The sequence below is a fragment of the Polaromonas sp. CT11-55 genome (assembly GCF_047303325.1).
In the GTDB taxonomy this organism is placed as follows: domain Bacteria; phylum Pseudomonadota; class Gammaproteobacteria; order Burkholderiales; family Burkholderiaceae_C; genus Polaromonas.
This window is the reverse complement of record NZ_JBKBEX010000003.1, coordinates 234,093-257,191: the sequence shown is the minus strand read 5'-3', so window position 1 is coordinate 257,191 and position 23,099 is coordinate 234,093. Positions and strand designations below refer to the sequence as shown.

Genomic DNA, 23,099 nt, shown 5'->3' with positions numbered 1-23,099 from the left:
GGGCTTGCCGCACCCACGGCGGCCGAATTCCCGATTTGCCCCGGGTTGCCCTCGATTGGGCCGTCTTTTGTCCGGTTTTGAGCCTTTTTTGCCTGTTTATCCCTTGTCCGAGCCCTCCGTCCTCCCGTCTTATCCCATGACTGCCACCGAGCGCCGCGCCAGCGCCTCGCTGGCATCGATTTTTGCGCTGCGCATGCTGGGCCTGTTCCTGGTACTGCCGGTGTTCGCGCTGGAAGCGGCCAGGTACCCGGGCGGCGACGACCCGGCGCGCGTCGGCCTGGCCATGGGCATTTACGGACTGACCCAGGGCCTGCTGCAGATTCCCTTCGGCATCGCCTCGGACTGGTGGGGCCGCAAACCGGTGATTATTTCCGGCCTGCTCATATTTGCCCTGGGCAGCTTTATCGCGGCCTGGGCGCCCGACCTGAACTGGCTGATCGCCGGCCGGGCGCTGCAGGGTGCGGGCGCGATTTCGGCGGCCGTTACCGCGCTGCTGGCCGATTCCACGCGCGATGAGGTGCGCACCAAGGCCATGGCGCTGGTGGGCAGCAGCATCGCGCTGATGTTCGCCCTCTCGCTGCTCGTCGCGCCTCTGTTGGCAGCCTCCATCGGCCTGCACGGCCTGTTTTCCCTGACCGGCGCGCTGGCCTTGGGCGGCATCGCGGTGGTCCTGTGGTGGGTGCCGCCCGAGCCGGTGGAGCACGCGGACCGTCCGCGCGGCAGTGTGCTCGAAGTCCTCCAGGACCCGGCCCTGCTGCGGCTGGACTTCGGCGTTTTTGTGCTGCATGCGGTCCAGCTGGCCATGTGGGTGGCGATACCGGCACTGCTGGTGGCGGCCGGCCTCGACAAGGCCCGCCACTGGCAGGTCTACCTGCCGGCGGTGCTGGCGTCCTTCCTGGTGATGGGAATGACACTGTTCCCGCTGGAGCGGCGCGGCTACCTGCGCGCCGTGTTCCTGGGGGCTGTGGGCCTGGTTTTTGTGGTGCAGCTGGGCCTGCTGTGGGTGGTGTCCTCAAGCCCGGCGCCGCAGGGCCTGGGCCTGCTGGCGGCGTTGCTGTTCCTGTTTTTCTGCGGCTTCAATGTGCTGGAGGCTACCCAGCCCAGCCTGGCCTCCCGCGTCGCGCCCCCCCATGCGCGCGGCGCTGCGCTGGGGGTGTACAACACCCTGCAGTCGCTGGGCTTTTTTGCCGGCGGCGCGGTCGGCGGCTGGGTCACCAAAACCCATGGCGCGGCGGGGCTTTTTATGCTGTGTGGCGGCCTGATGCTGGCCTGGCTGCTGGTGGCCTGGCCCATGCGGGCGCCCGGGCGCCATGCACCCGTTACGGCCACTGGCGAGGAAGCCTTGCCGGGCCGGCCAGTTAAACTGTGAGGTATTCATAAATAGCAGGGCCCCGCCCTGTAGATCAGCTCAGGAGAACCCCTCATGGCATCCGTCAATAAAGTCATCGTCGTCGGCAATCTGGGCCGCGACCCCGAAATGCGCAGCTTCCCGAGCGGCGACCAGGTCGCCAACGTCACCATCGCCACCACCGACAGGTGGAAAGACAAGCAGACCGGCGAAATGAAGGAAGCCACCGAATGGCACCGCGTGGTGTTCAACGGCCGCCTGGCCGAAATCGTCGGCCAGTACCTGCGCAAGGGCTCGCAGGTTTATGTGGAAGGCTCGCTGCGCACCCGCAAGTGGACCGACAAGGACGGCATCGAAAAATACACCACCGAAATCCGCGCAGACCAGATGCAGATGTTGGGCAGCCGCCAGGGCATGGGCGGCCCCGGCGCTGACGACGGCGGTGGCGGCGGCTACGAAGCTCCGCGCCAGTCGGCCCCCGCGCGCGCGCCGGCAGCAGCCGCACCGCGCCAGGCCCCAGCGGCCTCCAAGCAGGCCAGCGGTTTTGACGACATGGATGACGACATTCCGTTCTGATCTGGCTACGGAAAGTTCTTTTGATTAAAGCCCGCGCTCCGAAAGGAGGGCGGGCTTTTTCTTTTCTTTTTTCCTAGTTGCTGCCCATGGCCTGGCGGACCAGCAGCGTGTCCGTGAACTGCTCGAAGGCCACAACCTTGCCGTCCCGCAGATGCCAGATGTGGGCGACACGGGCCTGCATGTCCTTTCCCGTGGCGCGGTAAGTGCCGTGGTAGCTCCCCACCCCGACGATGTGCTCGCCAGCGTCGATGAGGCTTTGCAGTTCGAAGCGGTAGCCGATCCAGTCCCTGCCCAGTACGGCAAAGACGTTCTCGGCAACCGCTTGCGGCCCGACCCAGGTGCCCGCGCAGGGAAAGCCCGCCATCTCGGTCCAGCGCACCTGCGGCGACACATGGGCCATCATTGCGTGGATGTTTCCCTTCGCCGATGCGGCATAGTGTGCGCGGACGATGTCGATGTTCGACATCATGGCTCAACCCCACTTCATTTCGCCCTTGGCGACCTTGGCGCCGATTTGCAGCGCCACGCCCATGCCGGCGTTCGGGTAGCGCCGGGTCATGGCCGCGATCAGGGCGCCGCTGTCGGCGGCCTTGGCCAGCACTTCCTCGAAAGCCACGAGGTAGTCGCGTGTGTATTGGATCGCGCTTGCGTCCACCGCCGCCGTGACAGCCATGTGGCCGGGGACGACCACGGCGGGTTTGCGCGCGGCCATGGCGTCAAGTGCCTTCACCCATGCGGCGCGGGCCTCCGCGCCCTGCGTGTCGGCGGTCCACACGTGAACGCCGGAGAACAGCAGCACGCCGCCGAAGATGGCATTCAGCGAAGGCACCCAGATATAGCGGCGATTCGCCAGGCCGTCGACGTCGACGATCTCCAGGGCCTGGCCTTCGAGGGTGAGGGTCCGGCCGTCGAAGGCTTCGGGCATCACGATGTCGGCCAGGGCTTGCGGGCCGTTTTCCTTGAGCTGGGGGCCCCAGGTCGCCAGTTTCTTTTCCACATTGCCCTTGATGGCCGCGATCGTGGCCGGTGCGGCAATCACCTTGGCTTCGGGAAACGCCGCCTTGATGGGCGCCAGGCTGAAGTAGTAGTCAGGGTCGCTCTGGCTGATGTAAATGGTCGTGAGCTTTTTGCCGGTGGCCTTGATGGCCTCGGCCAGTGCCTTGCCGTCGGGAAGCGTAAAGCCCCCGTCGATCAAGACGGCCTCACGCTCGCCGGAGATGAGGACCGGGGCGCGGAAGAATCCATGCTCTCCGGCGGGAAAGTGTTTCCAGGTCAGATTGGTATTGGCAGCCATAGCGTCTTTCACTCCTAGGATGGCCGTCGCGACAGCCGCGCCGGCTACAGTTTTGATTGCTTCTCTTCGTGTGGTCATGGTTTTTTCCTTCTTCTTGGACAGTTAACTGAAAGGGATTGCGGGGAAGGCGATGGGGCTCAGGCCGCCTCGAGCGCGCTGGCCAGCGCGCCTGGGTTGGAATAAAAATCGGCGTGATTCACGACCCAGCGCTTGGCGCCCGATTCGGCCACCAGGGTGGGCACGCCGCGCGCACCGAACTCCCGCATCAAGGCCTGTGCGCGGCTGATGCGCGCCCGGTTGGCCAGGAGAAGATCCTCATCGGGTTGCGCCACCCTTGCGGCAGCCTGTTCAAGGCCGAGCCCGCGCAGAAGGCCGGCCAGCGTTGCCAACGAGGTCGTGTCCTTGCCGTCCACGTAGCGCGCACTTTGTATCGCCTTGAGGGCTTCCAGTTCCCGGTCCGGCGCTGTCAATGACACCGCAGTCAGCGCTACCGTGGCCGGGCCGCTGTCAAACAGCCGCTGGCGATTACCGAGAACCCGCTCACAGTACAGCTCGCTGAAGCGCTGCCCCGTCAGGCGCTCAATGCGCTGGTCGTTGGACCAGGCATAGGCGGCGAACTCACTGTTCATGGGCCGTGCGCCCTCGCCGGCGAACAGACCGGTGGGCAGCAATTCGATATGGACAGCGGGGACTTCGCTCAATGCCGAGAGCGCCGGTGTGGCGCCGTAGCACCAGCCGCACAGCGGGTCGAACAGGTAATGCAGGGTCTTGGTCATGGGTTGTTGGCTCACTGGTTGTGATCGTAGGCACTATCAATTGACTGTTAAAGGTATCTCTGATAAACACAATGTATGTTTAAAGCAAACAATCACGACGACAACGGCCTCGCAGGGCTGGGAAACCTGAGACGCCTGGCCTACTTCGCGGCGGTGGTGGAAACCGGCTCCTTCACCGCGGCGGCGGATCGGCTGGGCATCACCAAGGCCGTGGTCAGCCAGCAGGTCGCGCGGCTGGAGCGCGAGTTCCGCACGTCGCTGCTGGTGCGCACCACGCGCAAGGTGCAGCCCACCGAACTGGGCCAGGCCTTTTACCTGCGTTGCGCGTTGATCCTGCGCGAGGCCGGGGATGCCTTCGACGACCTGGCCGAAACTTCGGCGGAGCCCTCCGGCATGCTGCGGCTCACCGCTCCCTTCGACTATGGCGTCGGCGTTGTGGTGCCGGCCATCGCCGCCTTTACCCGGCGCTACCCCGCGTGCAAGGTCGATGCGGTCCTGAGCGACCAGACCATGGACCTGATGTCCGGCAACTTCGAGCTGGCGATCCGTGTCGGCTGGCTCGCGGAAACCAGCTTGCAGGCCCGAAAAATCGGCTCTTTCCGGCAGCTGCTTGTGGCGCCACCGGCCATGAAGGCGCAAGTAGCGCGGCTCACGCGTCCGCAAGACATCGCCGGTCTCCCCTTCGTCGCCAACACCGCCTTGCGCGACCACCTCGCCTGGAATTTTTCACTCAACGAGACAGATCGCGAGGCCGTGAATGTGCAGGCTTCGATTTTTCTCGACGCCACACTGGCCGTGCGCGAGGCCGTATGCCAGGGCGCGGGGCTTTCGGTGCTGCCGGACTATTCGGTTGCAGACGACCTTGCGGCCGGCCGTCTCATCGAGGTCTTGCCGCAGTGGCAGCTGCCTTCGGGCGGCATCCACGCGGTATTTCCGGCCGCGCGCTTTCGTCCCGCCAAGGTCCGCGCCTTTGTAGACCTGCTGGCGGACAGGGAAGCGCAACGGCAAGCCGTCAGCGAGGCCAAGGAAGGCTGAGTTTCAGCAGCGCCGGCCCGGCTCCCGCGCCCTGCCACCTTCCAGCGCGACGAACAAGGCATGGCCGTCACTGATTTCGCCATGACCGCGCGCGCGCCGGGCAGCCGCAGCCGCCTGGCGCGCCAGTGCCGCGAAGCCGCGGGCCGCCACAAAAGCCAGGAAGGCCGCGCCATTCAAGGGCCGGGCCAGCAGGGCGCCGGCCAGGGCCGGGCGGCGGGGCTCCCAGTGCAGGCTCACGCCCCGCGTGCTTTGCGCGGGCTCGATCACCGCGTTCTCATGGTCGCCAAGGCGAACGCGCTGGCCGGCAGAGATGAAGTGGTCGCCGGGATCTTTGTCCCGCGTGAGCCAGAGCCGGCCGCGCAGCACCGTCAATTCGCCACCGCGCCGAGGCAGGCGCAGCGCCTGGCCGGGCAGCAAGCGCCGGGTTCCGCCGTGAAACACGGCTTCTTTGGGTTTCGTATTCATCATCAAGCTCTTGGGGTGTGTCGTCGCCGCTGTCAAAGCCCGGCGAGGGCGTGCAGCGCGGGGTTGTCGATCTGGCCGGCGAGCAAGCCGGCCGCGGCCGTGCTTCCGCCGTCGCCCAGTGCACCGCGGTGCAGGCAGGCGCGCACCGTGAGCTCTCGCATGCCGCTGCGCGCGGCCAGGTCCTGCAACTCGTTAATCCAGGCTGAGGCCTGGGGCATGGCCTCGGCCACCGCGACGCCGCACAGCGCATCGAGCGCATAGCCCTTGCCCCACAGGTAGGCGTCGGGCAGGCGAACGCAGCGCGCCAGCGCGTCGACCAGGATTTCGGCCGCGCGCCGGGGTTCTCCGCGCGCCATGGCCACCCGCCCCAGGCCGCGCCCGGCAATGCCTTCCCAGCAGGGGTCGCCGATCTGGCAGCCGAGCGCAAAGGCATGTTCGAAACGGTTCGCGGCGGCCTCCACGTCGCCGCGCAGCAGGTCGACCTCGGCCCGCAGCGATTGCGGCCAGGGCACAAAAGCGGTCCAGCCCGGCTGGGCCAGGGCCACCGAGCGGTCCAGTGCGTCGGCGGCGGCGTCCAGCTCACCGTGCAGCAGCAGCGCGCGTCCCAGCATGGACAGCGCATAGGCAAGCTGCTTGTGGTCGCCGGCCGCGGCGCCCAGCGCCTCGGCTTCGCGCAGCAGGTTGATGGCGGCCGCGTAATGCGCGGTGTCGCTGAGCGCACTGCCGTGCACGGTGGCGATGCGCGCCTGCTCGGCGCGGTCGCCGCCGGCCAGCGGCGCGGCGCGCTGCAGCCAGGCCAGCGTGCGCTCGTAGCGGCCGCGCAGGAATTCGACATAACCGAGCTCGCGGCAAGCCGCCGCGGCGATTGCCGGCGAGGCGTCCCGGCCCACCTCCAGAGCTTCGTGAAGCGCCGTGGCGCCCTCCTCGTCGCGGCCGCGGGCGGCATGCACCAACGCGCCGCCCAGGGCCACGCGGGCACGCGCGCGCAGCGCCGTGTCGCCGGTGGCGTCGGCCTCGACGATGGCGCGGCGCAGGCATTGCAGGCCGGCGTCGAGCGCGCCTGCGCCTATGGCCGCCTCTCCGGCTTCCAGCTGCGCCAGTGCCGCGGCGCGCCCGGTTGCCGGCCGCGCGGTGGGTGTCGCGGTGGCCGTGCGCAGGGCGGCATCCAGTGTGGCGCCCGGCTGCACGCCGAGTTCGCGCTGGAACAATTCACGGCAGGCGGCGGCCTGGCGCGCCGCGCCCACACCGTCGCCGCAAGCGGCGAGGCTGCGCACCAGCAGCGCCTGGTAGTTTTCGTCCAGCGGGTTATGGCGCACCAGCCGGCCGGCCAGTGTGGCGGCTTCGGCCATGGCGCCCGCCGCCATGCGGGCCAGCGCGGACTCACGCAGCACGGCTTCGGCGGCCGCCTGAAGGTGGCGGCGTTCCGTGGCGAGCCAGACCTCGAAGGCCGGGCTGCCTGAAAAATTCATGCCTTCGAGCAGCTCGCGGTCCAGGCCGGGCACGCACAAGGCTTGCGCCCAGCTTCCCGACAGCACGGCCCCGAGGTCGATGTAGGTCGCGGGCGGCAGCGCAAGCGCCAGCAGGTCGCCGCGCAAATCCACGCTGCCCAGCAGCCGCCGCAGTTCACTGAGGTTCCAGCGCAAGGCGGCCAGCGGGTCTTCGGCATCCTCGAACAGCAGTCCCGCCAGCTGCTTGCGGCTGACCGGCGACTCGCTGCGGACCAGGTAGGCCAGCAGGCCCCAGACCTTGTGGCCGCGCGGCGCCGGCAGGGGCTTGCCGTCCCGTTCCACCCGGGGCGGGCCGAGCAGGTGGATGGCAAGCCCCAAAGGCGGCATCTCGTTCGGGGCTTGCGGGTCCACAGGCGGGCCTCAGGCTTCGGCGGTGGTGGGGTCTATGACGCCGGTGACCCGCGCGACGGAGTCCGCCGGGAAGCCGCCCCTGCGCGCATGTTCCCTCACGAGTTCTTCGCTGGCCGCGTTGTAGACGCAGTACATCTTGCCTCCCGTCAGGTAGCTCTGCACCCACTGCACGTCGGGGCCGAGTTCGCGCAGCACGCCGCACGATTTCTGGGAAATGGAGTGCAGCTCGGCTGGCTTGAGGGCGCCGAGTCCGGGGATGGCACGTTCGATCACGAATTTGGGCATAACAGTCTCCGTTGAGTGAATGGAGACCCGACGATAGGCAGTGTACGTGTGAGCCGGCGTGTGAGGATAAAGCCCCGCATGAAGACATCGGCCTATCCGATCTGTGCCTGTTTTCTTACAAATCGGCCGGGGGAAATGCGTTGTTCGTGGATAGCATCGGAGTGTTTGCCGCGCCTGCCTGGGTGCTGCCGTCATCCAATACCGTCAAAAAAATGATAAATCGTTTCCCTTTGCCTTCTTTGCCGCGCGGCACTCTGCGCGGTTTCGCCTTTGTGCTGGGCGGGCTGTGCGCTGCCGCGCCGGCCCTGGCCGGCGGCAATACCGAGCCGATCACCGACATTCTCCCGGCGACGGGCAGCGCCGGGCTCGGCGTTGTGATGCGTGTCGAGCGCTCGCCCTACAAGGACGCGGGCAGCCGCTACGACTTGCTGCCGCTCTATCTTTACGAAGGCGAGCGGCTGTTCCTGCATGCCAACCGCGGCGGCGTGAAGCTGCTCAATGGCGACGAGCGGCGGCTGGACCTTTTTGTGGAGCAGCGCCTGGAAGGCTTTCCCACCGAGCGCCTGCCGGCCAGCCTGGCAGGCATGTCGGCGCGCGACTCCGCCATCGACCTGGGCCTGGCCTACCGCTGGCGCCAGCCCTGGGGCACGCTGCAGGCCGAGCTGGTGCACGACATCGGCAACACCTACAAGGGCAATGAGCTCCGCCTCGGCTATACCTATGACTGGCGCTCCGGCCCCTGGATGCTGCGCCCCAGCCTGACGGTGGCGTTTCGCGACGCCAAGCTCAACAACTATTACTACGGCGTACAGGCCGGCGAGGCCACGGCCAGCCGTCCCGCCTATGCGCCGGGTGCGGGCGTGCAGACTTCCCTGGGCCTTTACGGCTCTTATGACCTGACGGAGCGCTGGCGCCTGCTGGCCGGCGTGTCGGCAACCTTCCTGGGCAACAAGGTCAAGGACAGCCCCATCGTGCAAAAAAGCGTGCTGCCTGCGGTCTATGTGGGTGCGGCCTACGACTTCGGCGGCCACAAGCGCGAATGGGCCGAGAACGACACACCCACCTACTTCAAGGTGCTGTACGGCAAGTCCACCGAGGACGGTTGCCACCTGGCCAAGATCATCACGGCGCAGTGCCTGTCGACGGCCAAGACCAATGCCACCAGCATCACCGGCATCCAGGTCGGCAAGCCTTTTATCAACAACGTGAACGGCTGGCCGCTGGACTTCATCGGCTATGTGGGCCTGACGCAGCACAACGAGCGCGGCCTGCAGGCCAACGGCGTGCAGCTCGATTTGTTCATGAAGGCCGTGTATTCAGGCTTCCCCTGGAGCGACCGCGTGAAGACCCGGCTGGGCCTGGGCGTGGGAGTATCCATGGCGCAGCGCGCCCCTTACATCGAGTCCTCCAGCCTGGCGGCCAACGGCAAGCAGGCCTCGCGCATGCTCAACTTCCTGGACCCGACCCTGGACGTGAGCCTGGGTGATTTGATCGGCTACCGGCCGCTCAAGGAAACCTATATCGGCTTTGGCGTATCGCACCGCTCGGGCATCTTCGGCTCGTCGCGCCTGCTGGGCAATGTCAACGGCGGCTCGAACTACATCTATACCTACGTCGAAACGGCTCTGTGACGCGCCGCACCGGCGGAGGGTGACACGGGGGCCGCGGGCTGGTTCTGCACATTGCTGGCGGTGATCACGCCGCCGCCCAGGCAGACCTCGCCCTGGTAGAGCACGGCCGACTGCCCGGGCGTGACCGCCCATTGCGCATCGGCAAACGCCAGCTCGCAGCTGTCGCTCAAGGCCTGGCGCAGCTCGCAGGCGGCGTCGGCCTGGCGGTAGCGCGTCTTGGCGGCCATGGCGCCAGGCGCGGGCGCATGGCCGGCCACCCAGCTGCAGTCCTGCGCCGTCAGCACCGTCGATTGCAGCCAGGGGTGGTCATGGCCTTGCACCACCCACAGCGTGTTGGTCTCCAGGTCCTTGCGTGCCACAAACCAGGGTTCGTGTTCGCCCACGCCGCGCAGCCCGCGCGCCTGCGCGGCCTTGAGGTCGGCGCCCTTGGCTTTGACGCCGCCTATGCCCAGGCCCTGGCGCTGGCCCAGCGTGTAGAAGGACAGGCCCACGTGTTCGCCGAGCACGCGGCCCTTGTCGTTTTTGATGGGACCGGGCGCCTTGGCGATGTAGCGGTTGAGGAAATCGCGGAAGGGGCGCTCGCCGATAAAGCAGATGCCGGTGGAGTCTTTTTTCTTCGCGTTGGGCAGGCCGATTTCGTCGGCGATGCGGCGCACCTCGGTCTTGTGCAGCTCGCCCACCGGGAACAGCGTCTTTGACAGCTGCGCCTGGTTCAGGCGGTGCAGGAAGTAGCTCTGGTCCTTGGCCGGGTCCAGGCCTTTGAGCAGCTCATGCAGGCCGGTGCTTTCGTTCCTGCGCACCCGTGCATAGTGACCTGTGGCGATTTTTTCGGCGCCCAGGCGCATGGCATGGTCCAGAAAGGCCTTGAACTTGATTTCGGCATTGCACAGGATGTCGGGGTTGGGCGTGCGGCCGGCCTGGTATTCGCGAAGGAATTCGGCGAACACGCGGTCCTTGTAGTCGGCCGCGAAATTGACGTGCTCTATCTCGATGCCGATCACGTCGGCCACCGCGGCGGCGTCCACGAAGTCGATGTTGGACGAGCAGTACTCGCTGTCGTCGTCATCTTCCCAGTTCTTCATGAAGATGCCTATGACCTCGTGGCCCTGCTGCTTGAGCAGGTGCGCCGTCACCGCGGAGTCCACGCCGCCGCTCAGGCCGACGACGATGCGTTGCCGATTGCCGCCGTGGCTGTGTGTGTTGATTTGCGGGTTGCCCATGGCCCCATTGTAAAAAGGCGAAAGCTTTTGCGTCTGTTTCGGGCCTTACGGCCCTGCTGGCCATACGGCTGCAGGCGGGAGGCTGGCGCCCGCCGGGGGCAAACCACCGGCTTCGCTGAGCCATTCGGACTAATGTCGATGGCCGCAGCGCGTCGCCGAGGATGTTTCCAGCACAATGGAAAGCCCCTTCTTGCAGGAGCTGCCACTTTGCAACGACGTCAATTTCTTTCCCGCACCGGACGGGCCGCCGCGGCTGCCGGCATGGTCGCCGGGCTGCCATGGCTTTCGTCGCTGGCCCAGGCCGCAGGCCTCAAACCCGTGGGCAAGGCCCAGGCCTTCGACTACGCGGCGCTCAAGGGCCAGGCGCGCGACCTGGCCGCCAAACCCTACCAGACCCGGGCTGTGGCCTTGCCGTCCGGTATTGCGGACCTGAACTGGGACCAGCACCAGGCCATTCGCTTTCGGGACGACCATGCCTTGTGGGGCGATGACAAGCTGCGCTTTGTGGCCAAATTTTTCCACCTGGGCCTGTATTTCAAGACGCCGGTGCGCATGCACGAAGTGAGCAACGGCCAGGCACAGGAACTGGCTTATGACCCGGCCATGTTCGACTACGGGAAAAGCGGCGTGCGCGGCGACAAACTGCCCGCCGACCTCGGTTTTGCCGGCTTTCGCCTCAATTTCCACACCGATCCGGTGCGTGACGTGGCGGCCTTCCTGGGCGCGAGCTACTTTCGCGCGGTGGGCGGCGAATGGCAGTACGGCCAGTCGGCGCGGGGCCTGGCCATCGACACGGCGCAAACTTTCCCGGAAGAGTTTCCTGATTTCATCAGCTACTGGCTCGAAAAGCCGGACCCGAGAGCGGCTTCACTGACCGTCTACGCCCTGCTGGACTCGCCGAGCGTCAGCGGTGCCTACCGCTTTGTGATCACGCCGGGCGACACGCAGATCATGGACCTGGACGTGGCGCTGTACCCGCGCAAAACCATAGACCGCCTGGGCATCGCGCCGTGCACCAGCATGTTCCAGACCGGCGAAAACGACAGGCGCATGGGCTGGGACTGGCGCGGCGAAATCCATGACACCGACGGCCTGGCCATGCACAGCGGCACGGGCGAATGGCTGTGGCGCCCCTTGACCAACCCGGCGCAGCTGCAGTTCAACGCCTTCCAGGACGACAACCCGCGCGGCTTCGGCCTGATGCAGCGCGACCGGAACTTTGACCACTACCAGGACGACGGCGTGTTCTACGAAAAACGCCCCAGCCTGTGGGTCGAGCCCAAGGCGGGCTGGGGCGCGGGCGCGGTGCAACTGGTGGAGATTCCTACCGTGGACGAAACCTTTGACAACATCGTGGCCTTCTGGAACCCCAAGGACAAGCCGCAGCCCGGGCAGGAGTTGCTGTTTTCCTACCGGCTGCACTGGGGTGGCCAGCCGCCCGCCGCGCAAGGGCCGCTGGCGCGCTGCGTGGCCACACGCACCGGACTGGGCGGCGTGGTGGGGCAAAAGCGCACCGCCTACTCACGGCGTTTTGCGGTCGATTTTGCGGGCGGCGACTTTGCCTTGCTGAACGCCGCAGCCCAGGTCAAGGCCGTGATCACCGCCTCGCGCGGCACGGTTGAATTGACATCAGCCCGGCCGCTCGAGGCCATCAAGGGCTGGCGCGCCATGTTCGACCTGCGCCCCGACGGCGACAGCACGGCACCCATCAACCTGCGCATGCATTTGCAGATCGACGGCCAGCCATTGACGGAAACCTGGCTGTACCAATGGACGCCGCCGCCTGTGGCGCAACGGATTCTTTACTGAGCCCCGCGCTGGCCCGGCGGCGCATGCACGCTGGGGTCCGTTGTCACCAGCTCCAGCGGGTAGCGCTTGCCGGCCAGGTAGTCTTCCAGGCAGGTCAGCAGCAGGGGGCTGCGGTGCATGGGGACGCTGGCGCGGATCTCGTCGGCCGTCAGCCAGACAGTGCGCACAATGCCTTCGTCCAGCGCCTGGCCGGGGACGTGGTCGCCCAGTTCGCCGCAAAACGCGAAGCGCAAATAGGTGATGTCCATGGGCTCGTCCTGGCCGGGCACGGCCCGCTCGAAGCGCGACAAGTAGACGCCGACGATGGCCATCGGCTTGAAGTGGAAGGCGGTTTCTTCCAGCGTCTCACGGGCGCAGCCTTGCACCGGGCTTTCACCCGGGTCCAGGTGGCCGGCGGGATTGTTGAGCTTGAGGCCGTCGCGGGTTTCCTCTTCCACCAGCAGGAATCTGGGGACGCCGTCGATTATTTTTTCTATGACCGCAGCGACCGTAACGCTGGGCTTCCATCGATTGTTCATGGCGGTGATTATCCGTGGCGCGCGTGACGGTTCTCCCGGGTGTTTTTCCCCGTCCGGGTTGTCACGGCGCCGGGGCCGGCTGCGCGGCGCCTAAGCCGCGGGCAAAACTCTCGCGCAGGTGCTCGACAAAACACTGCACGGCCTTGGGCACCTGGGCCGACCAGGGCCTGAGGGCATAGATGCGCTCGCCGAAGAAGCCCTGCACCTGCCAGTCGGGCAGCACATGGACCAGGGGCGGTTGCGGGCCGCCGCCCGGGGGCACGCTGAAGTCCGGCAGCAGTCCTATGCCCAGGCCGGCCACCAGCGCCTCGCGCAGCACCTCGCTGTTGTTGGCCTTGAGCGAGCCGCTGATGTTGACGCCGACCTGCTCGCGCGACTTGCGTTTGCCGTTGCGCATAAAGGTCCAGCTGGCCGTGTTGTGGTTGCCCAGGTAGAGCAGGCAGTCGTGACCGGCGAGTTCCGCGGGCTGGGTGGGCACGCCGCGCCGCGCCAGGTAATCGGGGCTGGCCAGCAGGATGGAGCGCGTTTCGCACAGCACCCAGGCCACATGGGTGTCGGGCGGCGTGTTGGTGTGGCGTATCGCGAGGTCGAAGCCTTCGTTGGCCAGATTCACAAAGCGGTCGGTCAGCTCGAGCTCGATGTGGATCTCGGGAAAGCGCTTGAGGAAGGCCGCCACGCAGGGCGCCAGGTGCTGGCGCCCCAGCGCCACCGGCGCCGTCACGCGTATCAGCCCGCGCGGCGTGCCCACCAGGTCCTTCACGGCCGAATAACTTTCGCTGATGCGGGCAAAGGCCGGCTGCATGCCGTTGACCAACTGCTGGCCGGCTTCCGTCAGGCCCACCGAGCGCGTGGTGCGCCGCACCAGCATCACGCCGGCGGCGCGCTCCAGCTCGCTGATGCGCATGCTGGCCGAGGCCTTGGAGACGCCCAGGCGGCGCGCCGTCTCGGTGAAGCTGCGGGTGGCCGCCAGCACGGTGAGCAGGTGCAGGTCGGCCACAAGAGGGGAGAGCTGGTCGGAGGACATGTTGCAGGGGTATCGGCGCCGGGTCGCCCCGGCTTTCAATTGTTCAAAAATATGAACAATGTAATCACAAACAAGGGAGTTATCAATCCGGCCCTGCAGGCCTAGACTGCCAGCAAGCCGCCCCTTTCGGGCTCCTGCCGGCCGCCAGGCCACCTCCAGAGGATCTCCCCATGTCTTTATCCCCCTCCGCCACCGCCCCTCAGGCCACTATTGGCCACTACCTCAACGGCCGTGTCGCCGCACCGACCTCTGGCCGCAGCCAGGAGGTCTTCAACCCCGCGACCGGCGCGGTGTCGGGCCACGTCGCACTGGCCAGCACGGCCGAGGTCGACGCCGCCGTGGCGTCCGCGCAGGCGGCCTTCCCGGCCTGGGCCGACACGCCGCCGCTGCGCCGCGCGCGCGTGCTGTTCAAGTTCCTGGAGCTGCTCAACCAGAACAAGGACAAGCTGGCCCACATGATCACCGCCGAGCACGGCAAAGTCTTCACCGACGCGCAGGGCGAGGTCTCGCGCGGCATCGACATCGTGGAATTCGCCTGCGGCATCCCGCAGCTGCTCAAGGGCGGCTTCACCGACCAGGTCTCCACCGGCATCGACAACTGGACGCTGCGCCAACCCCTGGGCGTGGTGGCCGGCATCACGCCTTTCAACTTCCCGGTGATGGTGCCGATGTGGATGTTCCCGGTGGCGATTGCCGCCGGCAACTGTTTTGTGCTCAAGCCCAGCCCCATAGATCCCAGCCCCAGCCTGTTCATGGCCGACCTGCTCAAGCAGGCGGGCCTGCCCGACGGCGTCTTCAACGTGGTGCAGGGCGACAAGGAGGCGGTCGACGCGCTGCTGGTGCACCCCGACGTCAAGGCCGTGTCCTTTGTCGGCTCCACGCCGATCGCCAACTACATCTACGAAACCGGCGCCCGCCACGGCAAGCGTGTGCAGGCCCTGGGCGGCGCGAAGAACCACATGGTGGTCATGCCCGACGCCGACCTCGAGCAGGCGGTGGACGCGCTGGTAGGCGCGGGCTACGGCTCGGCCGGCGAGCGCTGCATGGCGATCTCGGTGGCGGTGCTGGTCGGCAATGTGGCCGACAAGCTGGTGCCCATGCTGGAGGCGCGCGCCAAAACGCTGGTGGTCAAGAACGGCGTGGAGCTCGACGCCGAGATGGGCCCCATCGTCACCGCGGCCGCGCACCAGCGCATCACCGGCTATATCGACACCGGCGTGAAGGAAGGCGCGAAACTGCTGGTCGACGGCCGCGGCTTCAAGGGCGCCCAGGCCGGTGCCGGCTGCGACAAGGGCTTCTGGATGGGCGGCACGCTGTTCGACCACGTCACGCCCGGTATGCGTATCTACAAGGAAGAAATCTTCGGCCCGGTGCTGGGCTGCGTGCGCGTGAAGGACTTCGCCGAGGCGGTGGAGCTCATCAATGCGCATGAGTTCGGCAACGGCGTGAGCTGCTTCACCCGCGACGGCCATGTGGCGCGCGAATTCAGCCGCCGAATCCAGGTCGGCATGGTCGGCATTAACGTGCCTATTCCCGTGCCCATGGCCTGGCACGGCTTCGGCGGCTGGAAAAAGAGCCTCTTTGGCGATATGCACGCCTATGGCGAAGAGGGCGTGCGCTTTTACACCAAGCAGAAATCCATCATGCAGCGCTGGCCCGAAAGCATAGGCAAAGGCGCCGAGTTCGTGATGCCGACGGCCAAGTAGCACAGGGTACGAAGGGCTGCGAAAGCCCCGTCGGCCGCATGGCGGCTGGCGGGGCTTTTCTTATGGGCGGCCGCGGGTCACGCAAAAACTATAGACTGCCCTGACAAAAAATCGCAAAAATCTCATGTAAGCTTCATGACAGGTACAAATACAGACACGCAGAAGACAGATCACGCACAAGCCCACCCACGGGCTGACGTCCACCAAGCCCATACCAACGTACTGAGGAGAGACCCATGCTGATTGGGGTACCCGCCGAAATCACGGCCGGAGAAACACGCGTCGCCATCACGCCCGAGACGGCCAAAAAACTCAAAGCCCAGGGGCACACCATCCGTGTGCAATCGGGCGCCGGCGTCGCCGCCAGCGTTCCCGACGAGGCCTACACGGCCGTCGGCGCCGAGATCACCGACGCGGCAGGCGCCTACAGCGCCGACATCGTGCTCAAGGTGCGTTGCCCGCTGGACAGCGAAATGGGACTGGTCAAAGCCGGCGGCGTGCTGGTCGGCATGCTCAATCCTTTTGACGCCGCCGGCCTGCAGCGCCTGGCCGCCGGCAAGCTGACCTCTTTTGCCCTCGAAGCCGCGCCGCGCACCAGCCGCGCGCAAAGCATGGACGTGCTGTCCTCGCAGGCCAACATCGCCGGCTACAAGGCCGTCATGATGGCCGCCGACCGTTACCAGCGCTTTTTCCCCATGCTGATGACGGCGGCCGGCACGGTCAAGGCCGCGCGCGTGGTGATCCTGGGCGTCGGCGTCGCCGGCCTGCAGGCCATCGCCACGGCCAAGCGCCTGGGCGCGGTCATCGAGGCCAGCGACGTGCGCCCCAGCGTGAAGGAGCAAGTCGAGTCGCTGGGCGGCAAATTCATCGACGTGCCCTATGAAACCGACGAAGAGCGCGAAGCCGCCGTCGGCGTGGGCGGTTATGCCAAGCCCATGCCGCCCAGCTGGCTGGAGCGGCAAAAGGCCGAGGTCGCCAAACGCGTGGCGCAGGCCGACGTGGTCATCACCACGGCACTGATCCCGGGCCGCGCGGCTCCGGTGCTGGTCACCGAAGAGATGGTCAAGGCCATGAAGCCCGGCAGCGTGATCGTTGACCTGGCCGCGCCGCAAGGCGGCAACTGCCCGCTGACCGAAGCCGGCAAGACCGTGGTCAAGCACGGCGTGACGCTGATCGGCGAAACCAATGTGCCGGCCCTGGTCGCGGCCGACGCCAGCGCGCTCTATGCGCGCAACCTGCTCGACTTCCTCAAGCTCATCATCACCAAGGAGGGTGAGCTCAAGATCGACCTGGAAGACGACATCGTCGCGGCCTGCCTGATGACGCAAGGCGGCGAGGTCAGGAAAAAATGATCCGCAAGCTGCTTTCGCTGGCGGTTTTGACAGCCGCAACGGCAGTTTTTCCCGCGCATGCCGAAACCGTAAAGGTGGGCAGGGCCAGCATCGAACTGCCGGAAGGAAACTGGAAGGCGCTGACGAACAGCGATAGCCAGAATCCGGTGAACGGCATTAACACTGGTGCGCTACCTGTCGAAACCCGCACTTTTGTTTTGGTGTCGGATGGTCGACCCATGGCTATTCTGAAGGTGAATTCATCAAAAGGCGGTGGGTTGCGCATCAATTGGACCAATACGTGCACGAGTAACTCGCTGTCCCATGCCATAAACCTGACGCAAGACCCTAATGCACTCGAATGCATCCAGGCGTCCGTCCCCGTGGTAGCGGAACCTTATCTCAAGCGCACTATGCCCGACGTATTGACCGCCCTGGAAAGCAACGGCCTTGTTGTGCCTTCGGCAATGCAAACCATCAGTGCGGCGGTAGGCAGCTCCAGTGGTACGAGCTTGAGCGTCAATTTGGTTGTGGTGCCAAGCTTTATCGGCTTGCAAGGCGAGGAAGCTTCAACGCTTCCCGCGCGCCTCAAACCCGGCCAGGTTGCATGGGCGCGTCAGCTGGCGACAGCGGTCAAGGGCAGTGTCTACTCCATGAGCGGCAACATGACGCTCCCTCCAGTGGCCTTTGCCACCCCCCGCGTTACTTCATCAACTCCTCAATAGGCGATCATGGAAGCAGTGTCACCCACCCTCATCAACCTGATTATTTTTGTACTGGCCATCTACGTGGGCTACCACGTGGTGTGGACCGTCACGCCGGCCCTGCACACGCCGCTGATGGCGGTGACCAACGCGATTTCGGCCATCGTGATCGTGGGCGCCATGCTCGCGGCCGCGCTGACCGAAACGCCGCTGGGCAAGACCATGGGCGTGCTGGCCGTGGCACTGGCGGCCGTCAACATCTTCGGCGGCTTCCTGGTGACGCGCCGCATGCTGGAGATGTTCCGCAAGAAAGAAAAGAAAGCCGCCGCGCCCGCTGAAGGAGCCGCCAAATGAGCATGAACCTCGTCACGCTGCTGTACCTGGTGGCCTCCGTTTGTTTCATTCAGGCGCTCAAGGGACTGTCGCATCCCACCAGCTCGATACGCGGCAACCTGTTCGGCATGGTGGGCATGGCCATTGCCATGCTGACCACGGCCGCGCTGATCGTCGAAATTTCGGGCGGAAAGGCCCTGGGCATGGTCTATGTCCTGGTGGGCCTGGTGGTCGGCGGGGGCTATGGCGCCTGGCGCGCCAAGACCGTCGAGATGACCAAGATGCCCGAGCTGGTGGCCTTCTTCCACAGCATGATCGGCCTGGCCGCGGTCTTTATCGCCGTGGCCGCCGTGGCAGAGCCCTATGCCTTTGGCATCGCGGCCAAAGGCAGCGCCATTCCCACAGGCAACCGGCTGGAGCTCTTCCTCGGCGCCGCCATCGGCGCCATCACCTTCAGCGGCTCGGTGATCGCCTTCGGCAAGCTGTCGGGCACCTACAAGTTCCGCCTGTTCCAGGGCGCGCCGGTGCAGTTTGCCGGCCAGCACAAACTGAACCTGGTGCTGGGACTGCTGACCATTGGCCTGGGGCTGGTGTTCATGTTCACGGGCAGCTGGCCAGCGTTTTTCGCGATGCTGGCGCTGAGCTTCGTGATGGGCGTGCTGATCATCATCCCAATCGGCGGTGCCGACATGCCGGTGGTGGTCTCCATGCTTAACAGCTACTCGGGCTGGGCCGCGGCCGGTATCGGTTTTTCGCTGAACAATTCCATGCTGATCATTGCCGGCTCGCTGGTCGGCTCATCCGGCGCCATCCTCTCGTACATCATGTGCAAGGCGATGAACCGCTCCTTCTTCAACGTGATCCTGGGCGGTTTCGGCGGCGAGGCCGGCGCGGCCGCCGCGGGCGCCAAGGAGCAGCGTCCCGTCAAGTCGGGCTCTGCCGACGATGCGGCCTTCATCCTGGGCAACGCAGAAACCGTCATCATCGTGCCGGGCTACGGCCTGGCGGTGGCGCGCGCGCAGCACTCGGTCAAGGAACTGGCGCAAAAGCTCATCGACAAGGGCGTCAACGTCAAGTACGCCATCCATCCGGTGGCCGGCCGCATGCCGGGCCACATGAACGTGTTGCTGGCCGAGGCCGAAGTGCCCTACGACCAGGTGCATGAAATGGAAGACATCAATGCCGAGTTCGGCCAGGCCGACGTGGCCATCATCCTGGGTGCCAACGACGTGGTGAACCCTGCGGCGCACGTCAAGGGCAGCCCCATTTACGGCATGCCCATCCTGGAGGCCTACAAGGCCAAGACGGTCATCGTCAACAAGCGCTCCATGGCAGCCGGCTACGCGGGCCTGGACAACGAACTCTTCTACATGGACAAAACCATGATGGTGTTCGGCGATGCCAAGAAGGTGATCGAAGACATGGGCAAGGCCGTCGAGTAAAACGCGGGATGCCGGGGCTTTTCCGCGGCCGGGTGCCGCGGGCCCTTTCACTTTAGAGGGACTCCCCTTCTGATTTCCCGGAATTCCTAGGGAAAACGCAATAGCCACGAAGAGGGCGCGCCGTGAGAATTCATGGCTGTAAGCAAAACGTAATGGAGAAGACAAACATGAATGCAGCGACCATTGACCGCCCGTGGCTCAAGGCCTACCCGCCGGGCGTTCCCACCGACATCGACGCGTCGCAGTACCCGTCGCTGGTGGCCTTGATGGAGGAAAGCTTCAAAAAGCACGGCAGCCGCGTCGCCTACAGCTTCATGGGCAAGGACATCACCTTCGGCCAGACCGACAGCCTCTCGCAGGCCTTCGGCGCCTACCTGCAAAGCCTGGGCCTGGCCAAGGGCGACCGCGTCGCCATCATGATGCCCAACGTGCCGCAATACCCGGTGGCCGTGGCGGCCATCCTGCGCGCAGGCTACGTCGTGGTCAACGTCAATCCGCTGTACACCCCGCGCGAGCTTGAGCATCAGCTCAAGGATTCGGGCTCCAAGGCCATCGTCATCATCGAGAACTTCGCCAACACCCTGGAGCAATGCATCGCAGCCACCCCGGTCAAGCACGTGGTGCTGTGCGCCATGGGCGACCAGCTCGGCATGCTCAAGGGCGCGCTGGTCAACTACGTGGTGCGCAACGTCAAAAAAATGGTGCCGGCATTCAACCTGCCGGGCGCCGTGCGCTTCAACGACGCGGTGGCACAGGGCACGCGCCTGACACTCAAGCGCCCCGACATCAAGCCCGACGACGTGGCCGTGCTGCAATACACCGGCGGCACCACCGGCGTGTCCAAGGGCGCGGTGCTGCTGCACCGCAACGTGATCGCCAACGTGCTGCAGTCCGAAGCCTGGAACGGCCCGGCCATGGCCAGCATGCAGGCCGGCAACCAGCCTACCTATGTCTGCGCACTGCCGCTGTACCACATCTTCGCCTTCACCGTGAACATGATGCTGGGCATGCGCACCGGCGGCAAGAACATCCTGATCCCCAATCCGCGCGACCTGCCCGCGGTACTCAAGGAACTCTCCAAACACAAGGTCAACAGCTTTCCGGCCGTCAACACGCTGTTCAATGGCCTGGCCAACCACCCGGACTTCAATACGGTGGACTGGTCGCACCTGAAGATCTCGCTGGGCGGTGGCATGGCCGTGCAAAGCGCGGTCGCCAAGCTCTGGCTCGAGAAGACCGGCTGCCCGATCTGCGAGGGTTATGGCCTTTCGGAAACCTCGCCGTCGGCCAGTTGCAACCCGACCAACAGCAAGGCCTTCACCGGCACCATAGGCGTGCCGATTCCCGGCACCTGGTTCAAGCTGCTTGACGATGACGGCAACGAAGTGCCGCAGGGCCAGCCCGGCGAGATCGCCATCAAGGGCCCGCAGGTCATGGCCGGCTACTGGCAGCGCCCCGACGAAACCGCCAAGGTCATGACGCCGGACGGCTACTTCAAGTCGGGCGACATCGGTGTGCTTGATGAAAACGGCTTCTTCAGGATCGTCGACCGCAAGAAGGACATGATCCTGGTGAGCGGCTTCAACGTCTACCCGAATGAGATCGAGGACGTGGTGGCCAAGCTGGCCGGCGTGATGGAGTGCGCCTGCGTGGGCGTGGCCGACGAAAAATCCGGCGAAGCCGTCAAGCTGGTGATCGTCAAGAAAAACCCGGACCTCACCGAAGCCCAGGTGCGCGAATACTGCAAGACCAACCTGACCGGCTACAAGCAGCCCAAGGTGGTGGAATTCCGCACCGAGCTGCCCAAGACACCGGTCGGCAAGATTCTGCGCCGCGAGCTGCGGGACAAGAAATGAAGCACGGCTTCATTTCTTTCAGCGAAGGCTTACAACTGCCCTGCTTGCAGGGCTTGTTATGCCGGAGCTACAAGAAGTAGCCAACCAGCAAATTTTTTTAGAGCCTGCAAAGGTTTTCTAAGGGCGGCGCAAGTCGCCCTTTTTTGCGTCCGGGTTTTGTGGGCACAATCCTGCCATGCCAACGTCCACGACCGCCTCAAACTCCCCAACCCCCATCGCCATCCTCAGCGCCCTGCTGCAGGAGCAGCAAGGGCTGATGGAGTTGTTGCACCGGCCGCGCAAGGTGACGCACGCCGGTCGCGACTTCTGGCTGGGCGAGCTGCACGGCCGGCCCGTGGTGCTGGCCTTGTCGAAAATCGGCAAGGTGGCGGCCGCCACCACGGCGACCGCGCTGATCGAGCGCTTCGGCGTGCGCCGCATGGTGTTCACCGGTGTGGCCGGCGGCCTGGGCGCGGGCGTGAATGTGGGCGACGTCGTGGTGGCCAGCGATTTTGTGCAGCACGACCTCGATGCCTCCCCGCTGTTTCCGCGCTACGAGGTGCCGCTGTACGGCCGTAGCCGCTTCGAGGGCGACGCGGCCCTCACGGCCTTGCTGTTCAGCGCGGCGTCCGCGGCGCTCGGTGATGGTGGCATTGGCGGGGCCGGCGCGGCATTTGCGGGCTCGCGCGCGCACCTTGGACTGATTGCCAGCGGCGACCGGTTTGTCTCAGGCGCCGGCGAGTCGCGCGACCTGCATGCCGCGCTCACGGGCGCGGGCCATGAGGTGCTCGCGGTCGAGATGGAGGGCGCGGCCGTGGCGCAGGTCTGCCACGACTACGGTGTGCCCTTTGCCGCCGTGCGCACCATCTCGGACCGCGCGGACGACAGCGCGCATGTGGACTTCCCGCGCTTCATCGAGGAAGTGGCAAGCCGCTATGCGCATGCGATTGTGGAGAAGCTGCTGCTATCGCTGCAGCCTTGACCGCGGCGGGGAAGCCTCAGCCCGCGCCGTGGCACTTCTTGTATTTTTTCCCGCTGCCGCAATGGCACAGGTCGTTGCGTCCCGGCGTAGCCTCGGCGCGCACGGTCTCCACTTTCGGTCCCAGCGTCTTCCACAGCTCGCGCAGGTCGTACACCGCCCAGATGGCCTCGCCAAAAGCATTGAGGCGGGCGATGCTGGTGCTGGGCGCGCCGTCTTCGCTCAGCGGTGAGACTTCGGGCGCGGCCGTGTCGTCTTCGGTCATGGCCACCACGGCCTGCAGCGCGCCGTCCAGCCATTTGGCAGCGTCCTTGTCGCGCGGGGCCATCCATTCGTCGGGCCAGCTTTCGACCGCGAACATAAAGCCCAGCGCCCAGACCTGGGCAAAAGCCGGCAGGTCCTCGCCCTTGAAGGCGGCGCGTTCCTCGGGCGCCATCTCGACCACGGCGCCGCGTATGTCCATCACCTCGGGGTGGTAGCAGTTGTCGTCTTCCAGCGAGTCGACTTCCGAGTCCAGCGCGACGACAACTTCCTGCCAGCGCCGGTTCCACAGCGTGAGGAAGCGCTCACGTTGGCCATCGTCCGCGAAGGAGCCGCCTTCCGGGTCCGGCGCCTCGCCGTTGGCGGGCACGGCCAGCAGCACGGGCAGGTATTCGTCGGCGGCGATGGGCCGGCGCGAGCAGATCACGGCGGCCATAAAACCTTCGCAAAACTCCCACTGCGGCGTTTCGTCGTAGCGGGTGCGCAAGTCGTCGAGGATGGCATCGAGTTCGTCGAAGTCTTCCGCTTCGAGGAAAGCCGTTGAAGGGGTGGCGGATTTGGGGGTGGGCTTCATGAAAAACAGTCCTGAGCCTCACGCGAGGCTCTTATGATGCAAAGTGTATCTGCCGCATCGCGGTTATTCTGCCCTCCCCCACGGAAGCGCCACC

At 65.8% G+C, this 23,099-nt stretch carries 22 protein-coding genes; 12 read left to right on the top strand and 10 right to left on the bottom strand.

Features of this window, described 5'->3' with window-relative positions; translation table 11 throughout:
* The first annotated feature begins 136 nt into the window (after positions 1-136).
* Both ACEN8I_RS04775 and ssb read left to right on the top strand, forming a co-directional pair.
* On the top strand, positions 137-1,369 hold the full coding sequence (locus ACEN8I_RS04775) for an MFS transporter (protein ID WP_413326829.1): 1,233 nt from the start codon (positions 137-139) through the stop codon (positions 1,367-1,369).
* A gap of 54 nt (positions 1,370-1,423) precedes the next feature.
* A complete protein-coding gene (gene ssb, locus ACEN8I_RS04770; protein ID WP_007869915.1) occupies positions 1,424-1,924 on the top strand; it encodes a single-stranded DNA-binding protein in 501 nt (166 codons plus the stop codon).
* A 73-nt stretch (positions 1,925-1,997) separates the two neighbouring features.
* Here the strand turns inward: ssb and ACEN8I_RS04765 are convergent, their stop codons facing one another.
* From ACEN8I_RS04765 to ACEN8I_RS04755, 3 genes are read right to left on the bottom strand one after another with little or no spacing between them, the layout of a single operon-like run.
* Positions 1,998-2,393 carry a nuclear transport factor 2 family protein gene (locus ACEN8I_RS04765; protein WP_413326827.1) on the bottom strand — a complete coding sequence of 132 codons (396 nt, stop codon included), beginning with the start codon at positions 2,391-2,393 and terminating at the stop codon, positions 1,998-2,000.
* A gap of 3 nt (positions 2,394-2,396) precedes the next feature.
* Complete coding sequence (locus tag ACEN8I_RS04760) at positions 2,397-3,296, bottom strand: MBL fold metallo-hydrolase (RefSeq protein ID WP_413326825.1); 900 nt, start codon at positions 3,294-3,296, stop codon at positions 2,397-2,399.
* Between the two features lie 59 nt (positions 3,297-3,355).
* Positions 3,356-3,994: a DsbA family protein gene (locus ACEN8I_RS04755; protein ID WP_413326823.1), complete on the bottom strand. Its 639-nt coding sequence runs from the start codon at positions 3,992-3,994 to the stop codon at positions 3,356-3,358.
* A gap of 75 nt (positions 3,995-4,069) precedes the next feature.
* On the opposite strand from ACEN8I_RS04755, the gene ACEN8I_RS04750 reads away from it, so the two are divergent.
* Entirely contained in the window at positions 4,070-5,029 is a 960-nt protein-coding gene (locus ACEN8I_RS04750) for a LysR family transcriptional regulator (RefSeq protein ID WP_413326822.1), read from the top strand.
* Positions 5,030-5,032: 3 nt separating this feature from the next.
* On the opposite strand, the gene ACEN8I_RS04745 is transcribed toward ACEN8I_RS04750, so the two are convergent.
* The 3 genes from ACEN8I_RS04745 to ACEN8I_RS04735 are packed head-to-tail and all read right to left on the bottom strand — an operon-like array spanning position 5,033 to position 7,638.
* Positions 5,033-5,494 (bottom strand): DUF2917 domain-containing protein, encoded by a 462-nt coding sequence (locus tag ACEN8I_RS04745; protein WP_413326821.1) that lies wholly within the window; start codon positions 5,492-5,494, stop codon positions 5,033-5,035.
* A gap of 32 nt (positions 5,495-5,526) precedes the next feature.
* Positions 5,527-7,353, bottom strand: a complete 1,827-nt coding sequence (locus ACEN8I_RS04740; protein WP_413326819.1) for a BTAD domain-containing putative transcriptional regulator — start codon at positions 7,351-7,353, stop codon at positions 5,527-5,529.
* A gap of 9 nt (positions 7,354-7,362) precedes the next feature.
* The gene (locus ACEN8I_RS04735; protein WP_007869951.1) at positions 7,363-7,638 is read right to left on the bottom strand and encodes a DUF4242 domain-containing protein; all 276 of its coding nucleotides are present in this window, start codon (positions 7,636-7,638) and stop codon (positions 7,363-7,365) included.
* A 146-nt stretch (positions 7,639-7,784) separates the two neighbouring features.
* On the opposite strand from ACEN8I_RS04735, the gene ACEN8I_RS04730 reads away from it, so the two are divergent.
* The gene (locus tag ACEN8I_RS04730; RefSeq protein ID WP_413326815.1) at positions 7,785-9,269 is read left to right on the top strand and encodes a MipA/OmpV family protein; all 1,485 of its coding nucleotides are present in this window, start codon (positions 7,785-7,787) and stop codon (positions 9,267-9,269) included.
* Here the strand turns inward: ACEN8I_RS04730 and mnmA are convergent.
* On the bottom strand, positions 9,248-10,489 hold the full coding sequence (gene mnmA / locus ACEN8I_RS04725) for a tRNA 2-thiouridine(34) synthase MnmA (protein WP_413326813.1): 1,242 nt from the start codon (positions 10,487-10,489) through the stop codon (positions 9,248-9,250). The two genes, ACEN8I_RS04730 and mnmA, sit on opposite strands and share 22 nt — an antisense overlap.
* Before the next feature lie 207 nt (positions 10,490-10,696).
* Here mnmA and ACEN8I_RS04720 point away from each other — a divergent pair, with 207 nt between their 5' ends.
* Positions 10,697-12,298 (top strand): glucan biosynthesis protein, encoded by a 1,602-nt coding sequence (locus ACEN8I_RS04720; RefSeq protein WP_413326811.1) that lies wholly within the window; start codon positions 10,697-10,699, stop codon positions 12,296-12,298.
* On the opposite strand, the gene ACEN8I_RS04715 is transcribed toward ACEN8I_RS04720, so the two are convergent.
* Positions 12,292-12,816 carry an NUDIX hydrolase gene (locus ACEN8I_RS04715; RefSeq protein ID WP_413326809.1) on the bottom strand — a complete coding sequence of 175 codons (525 nt, stop codon included), beginning with the start codon at positions 12,814-12,816 and terminating at the stop codon, positions 12,292-12,294. The genes ACEN8I_RS04720 and ACEN8I_RS04715 overlap by 7 nt on opposite strands.
* Before the next feature lie 61 nt (positions 12,817-12,877).
* Positions 12,878-13,840, bottom strand: a complete 963-nt coding sequence (locus tag ACEN8I_RS04710; RefSeq protein WP_413326807.1) for a LysR family transcriptional regulator — start codon at positions 13,838-13,840, stop codon at positions 12,878-12,880.
* 170 nt (positions 13,841-14,010) lie between these two features.
* On the opposite strand from ACEN8I_RS04710, the gene ACEN8I_RS04705 reads away from it, so the two are divergent.
* The 7 genes from ACEN8I_RS04705 (at position 14,011) to ACEN8I_RS04675 (ending at position 22,173) form a co-directional block, all read left to right on the top strand.
* Positions 14,011-15,546: a CoA-acylating methylmalonate-semialdehyde dehydrogenase gene (locus tag ACEN8I_RS04705; protein ID WP_413326805.1), complete on the top strand. Its 1,536-nt coding sequence runs from the start codon at positions 14,011-14,013 to the stop codon at positions 15,544-15,546.
* 236 nt (positions 15,547-15,782) lie between these two features.
* Entirely contained in the window at positions 15,783-16,898 is a 1,116-nt protein-coding gene (locus ACEN8I_RS04700) for a Re/Si-specific NAD(P)(+) transhydrogenase subunit alpha (RefSeq protein ID WP_413326803.1), read from the top strand.
* A complete protein-coding gene (locus ACEN8I_RS04695) occupies positions 16,895-17,602 on the top strand; it encodes a hypothetical protein (protein WP_413326801.1) in 708 nt (235 codons plus the stop codon). The genes ACEN8I_RS04700 and ACEN8I_RS04695 overlap by 4 nt, the downstream gene beginning before the upstream one ends.
* A 6-nt stretch (positions 17,603-17,608) precedes the next feature.
* On the top strand, positions 17,609-17,935 hold the full coding sequence (locus ACEN8I_RS04690; RefSeq protein WP_413326799.1) for an NAD(P) transhydrogenase subunit alpha: 327 nt from the start codon (positions 17,609-17,611) through the stop codon (positions 17,933-17,935).
* Positions 17,932-19,356 (top strand): NAD(P)(+) transhydrogenase (Re/Si-specific) subunit beta, encoded by a 1,425-nt coding sequence (locus ACEN8I_RS04685; RefSeq protein ID WP_413326797.1) that lies wholly within the window; start codon positions 17,932-17,934, stop codon positions 19,354-19,356. The genes ACEN8I_RS04690 and ACEN8I_RS04685 overlap by 4 nt, the downstream gene beginning before the upstream one ends.
* 167 nt (positions 19,357-19,523) lie before the next feature.
* Positions 19,524-21,212, top strand: coding sequence for a long-chain-fatty-acid--CoA ligase (locus ACEN8I_RS04680; RefSeq protein WP_413326795.1), 1,689 nt, complete (start codon positions 19,524-19,526; stop codon positions 21,210-21,212).
* A gap of 175 nt (positions 21,213-21,387) precedes the next feature.
* Positions 21,388-22,173 (top strand): 5'-methylthioadenosine/adenosylhomocysteine nucleosidase, encoded by a 786-nt coding sequence (locus tag ACEN8I_RS04675; protein ID WP_413326793.1) that lies wholly within the window; start codon positions 21,388-21,390, stop codon positions 22,171-22,173.
* Between the two features lie 16 nt (positions 22,174-22,189).
* On the opposite strand, the gene ACEN8I_RS04670 is transcribed toward ACEN8I_RS04675, so the two are convergent.
* A complete protein-coding gene (locus ACEN8I_RS04670) occupies positions 22,190-23,005 on the bottom strand; it encodes a UPF0149 family protein (protein ID WP_413326791.1) in 816 nt (271 codons plus the stop codon).
* Positions 23,006-23,099 lie beyond the last annotated feature (94 nt).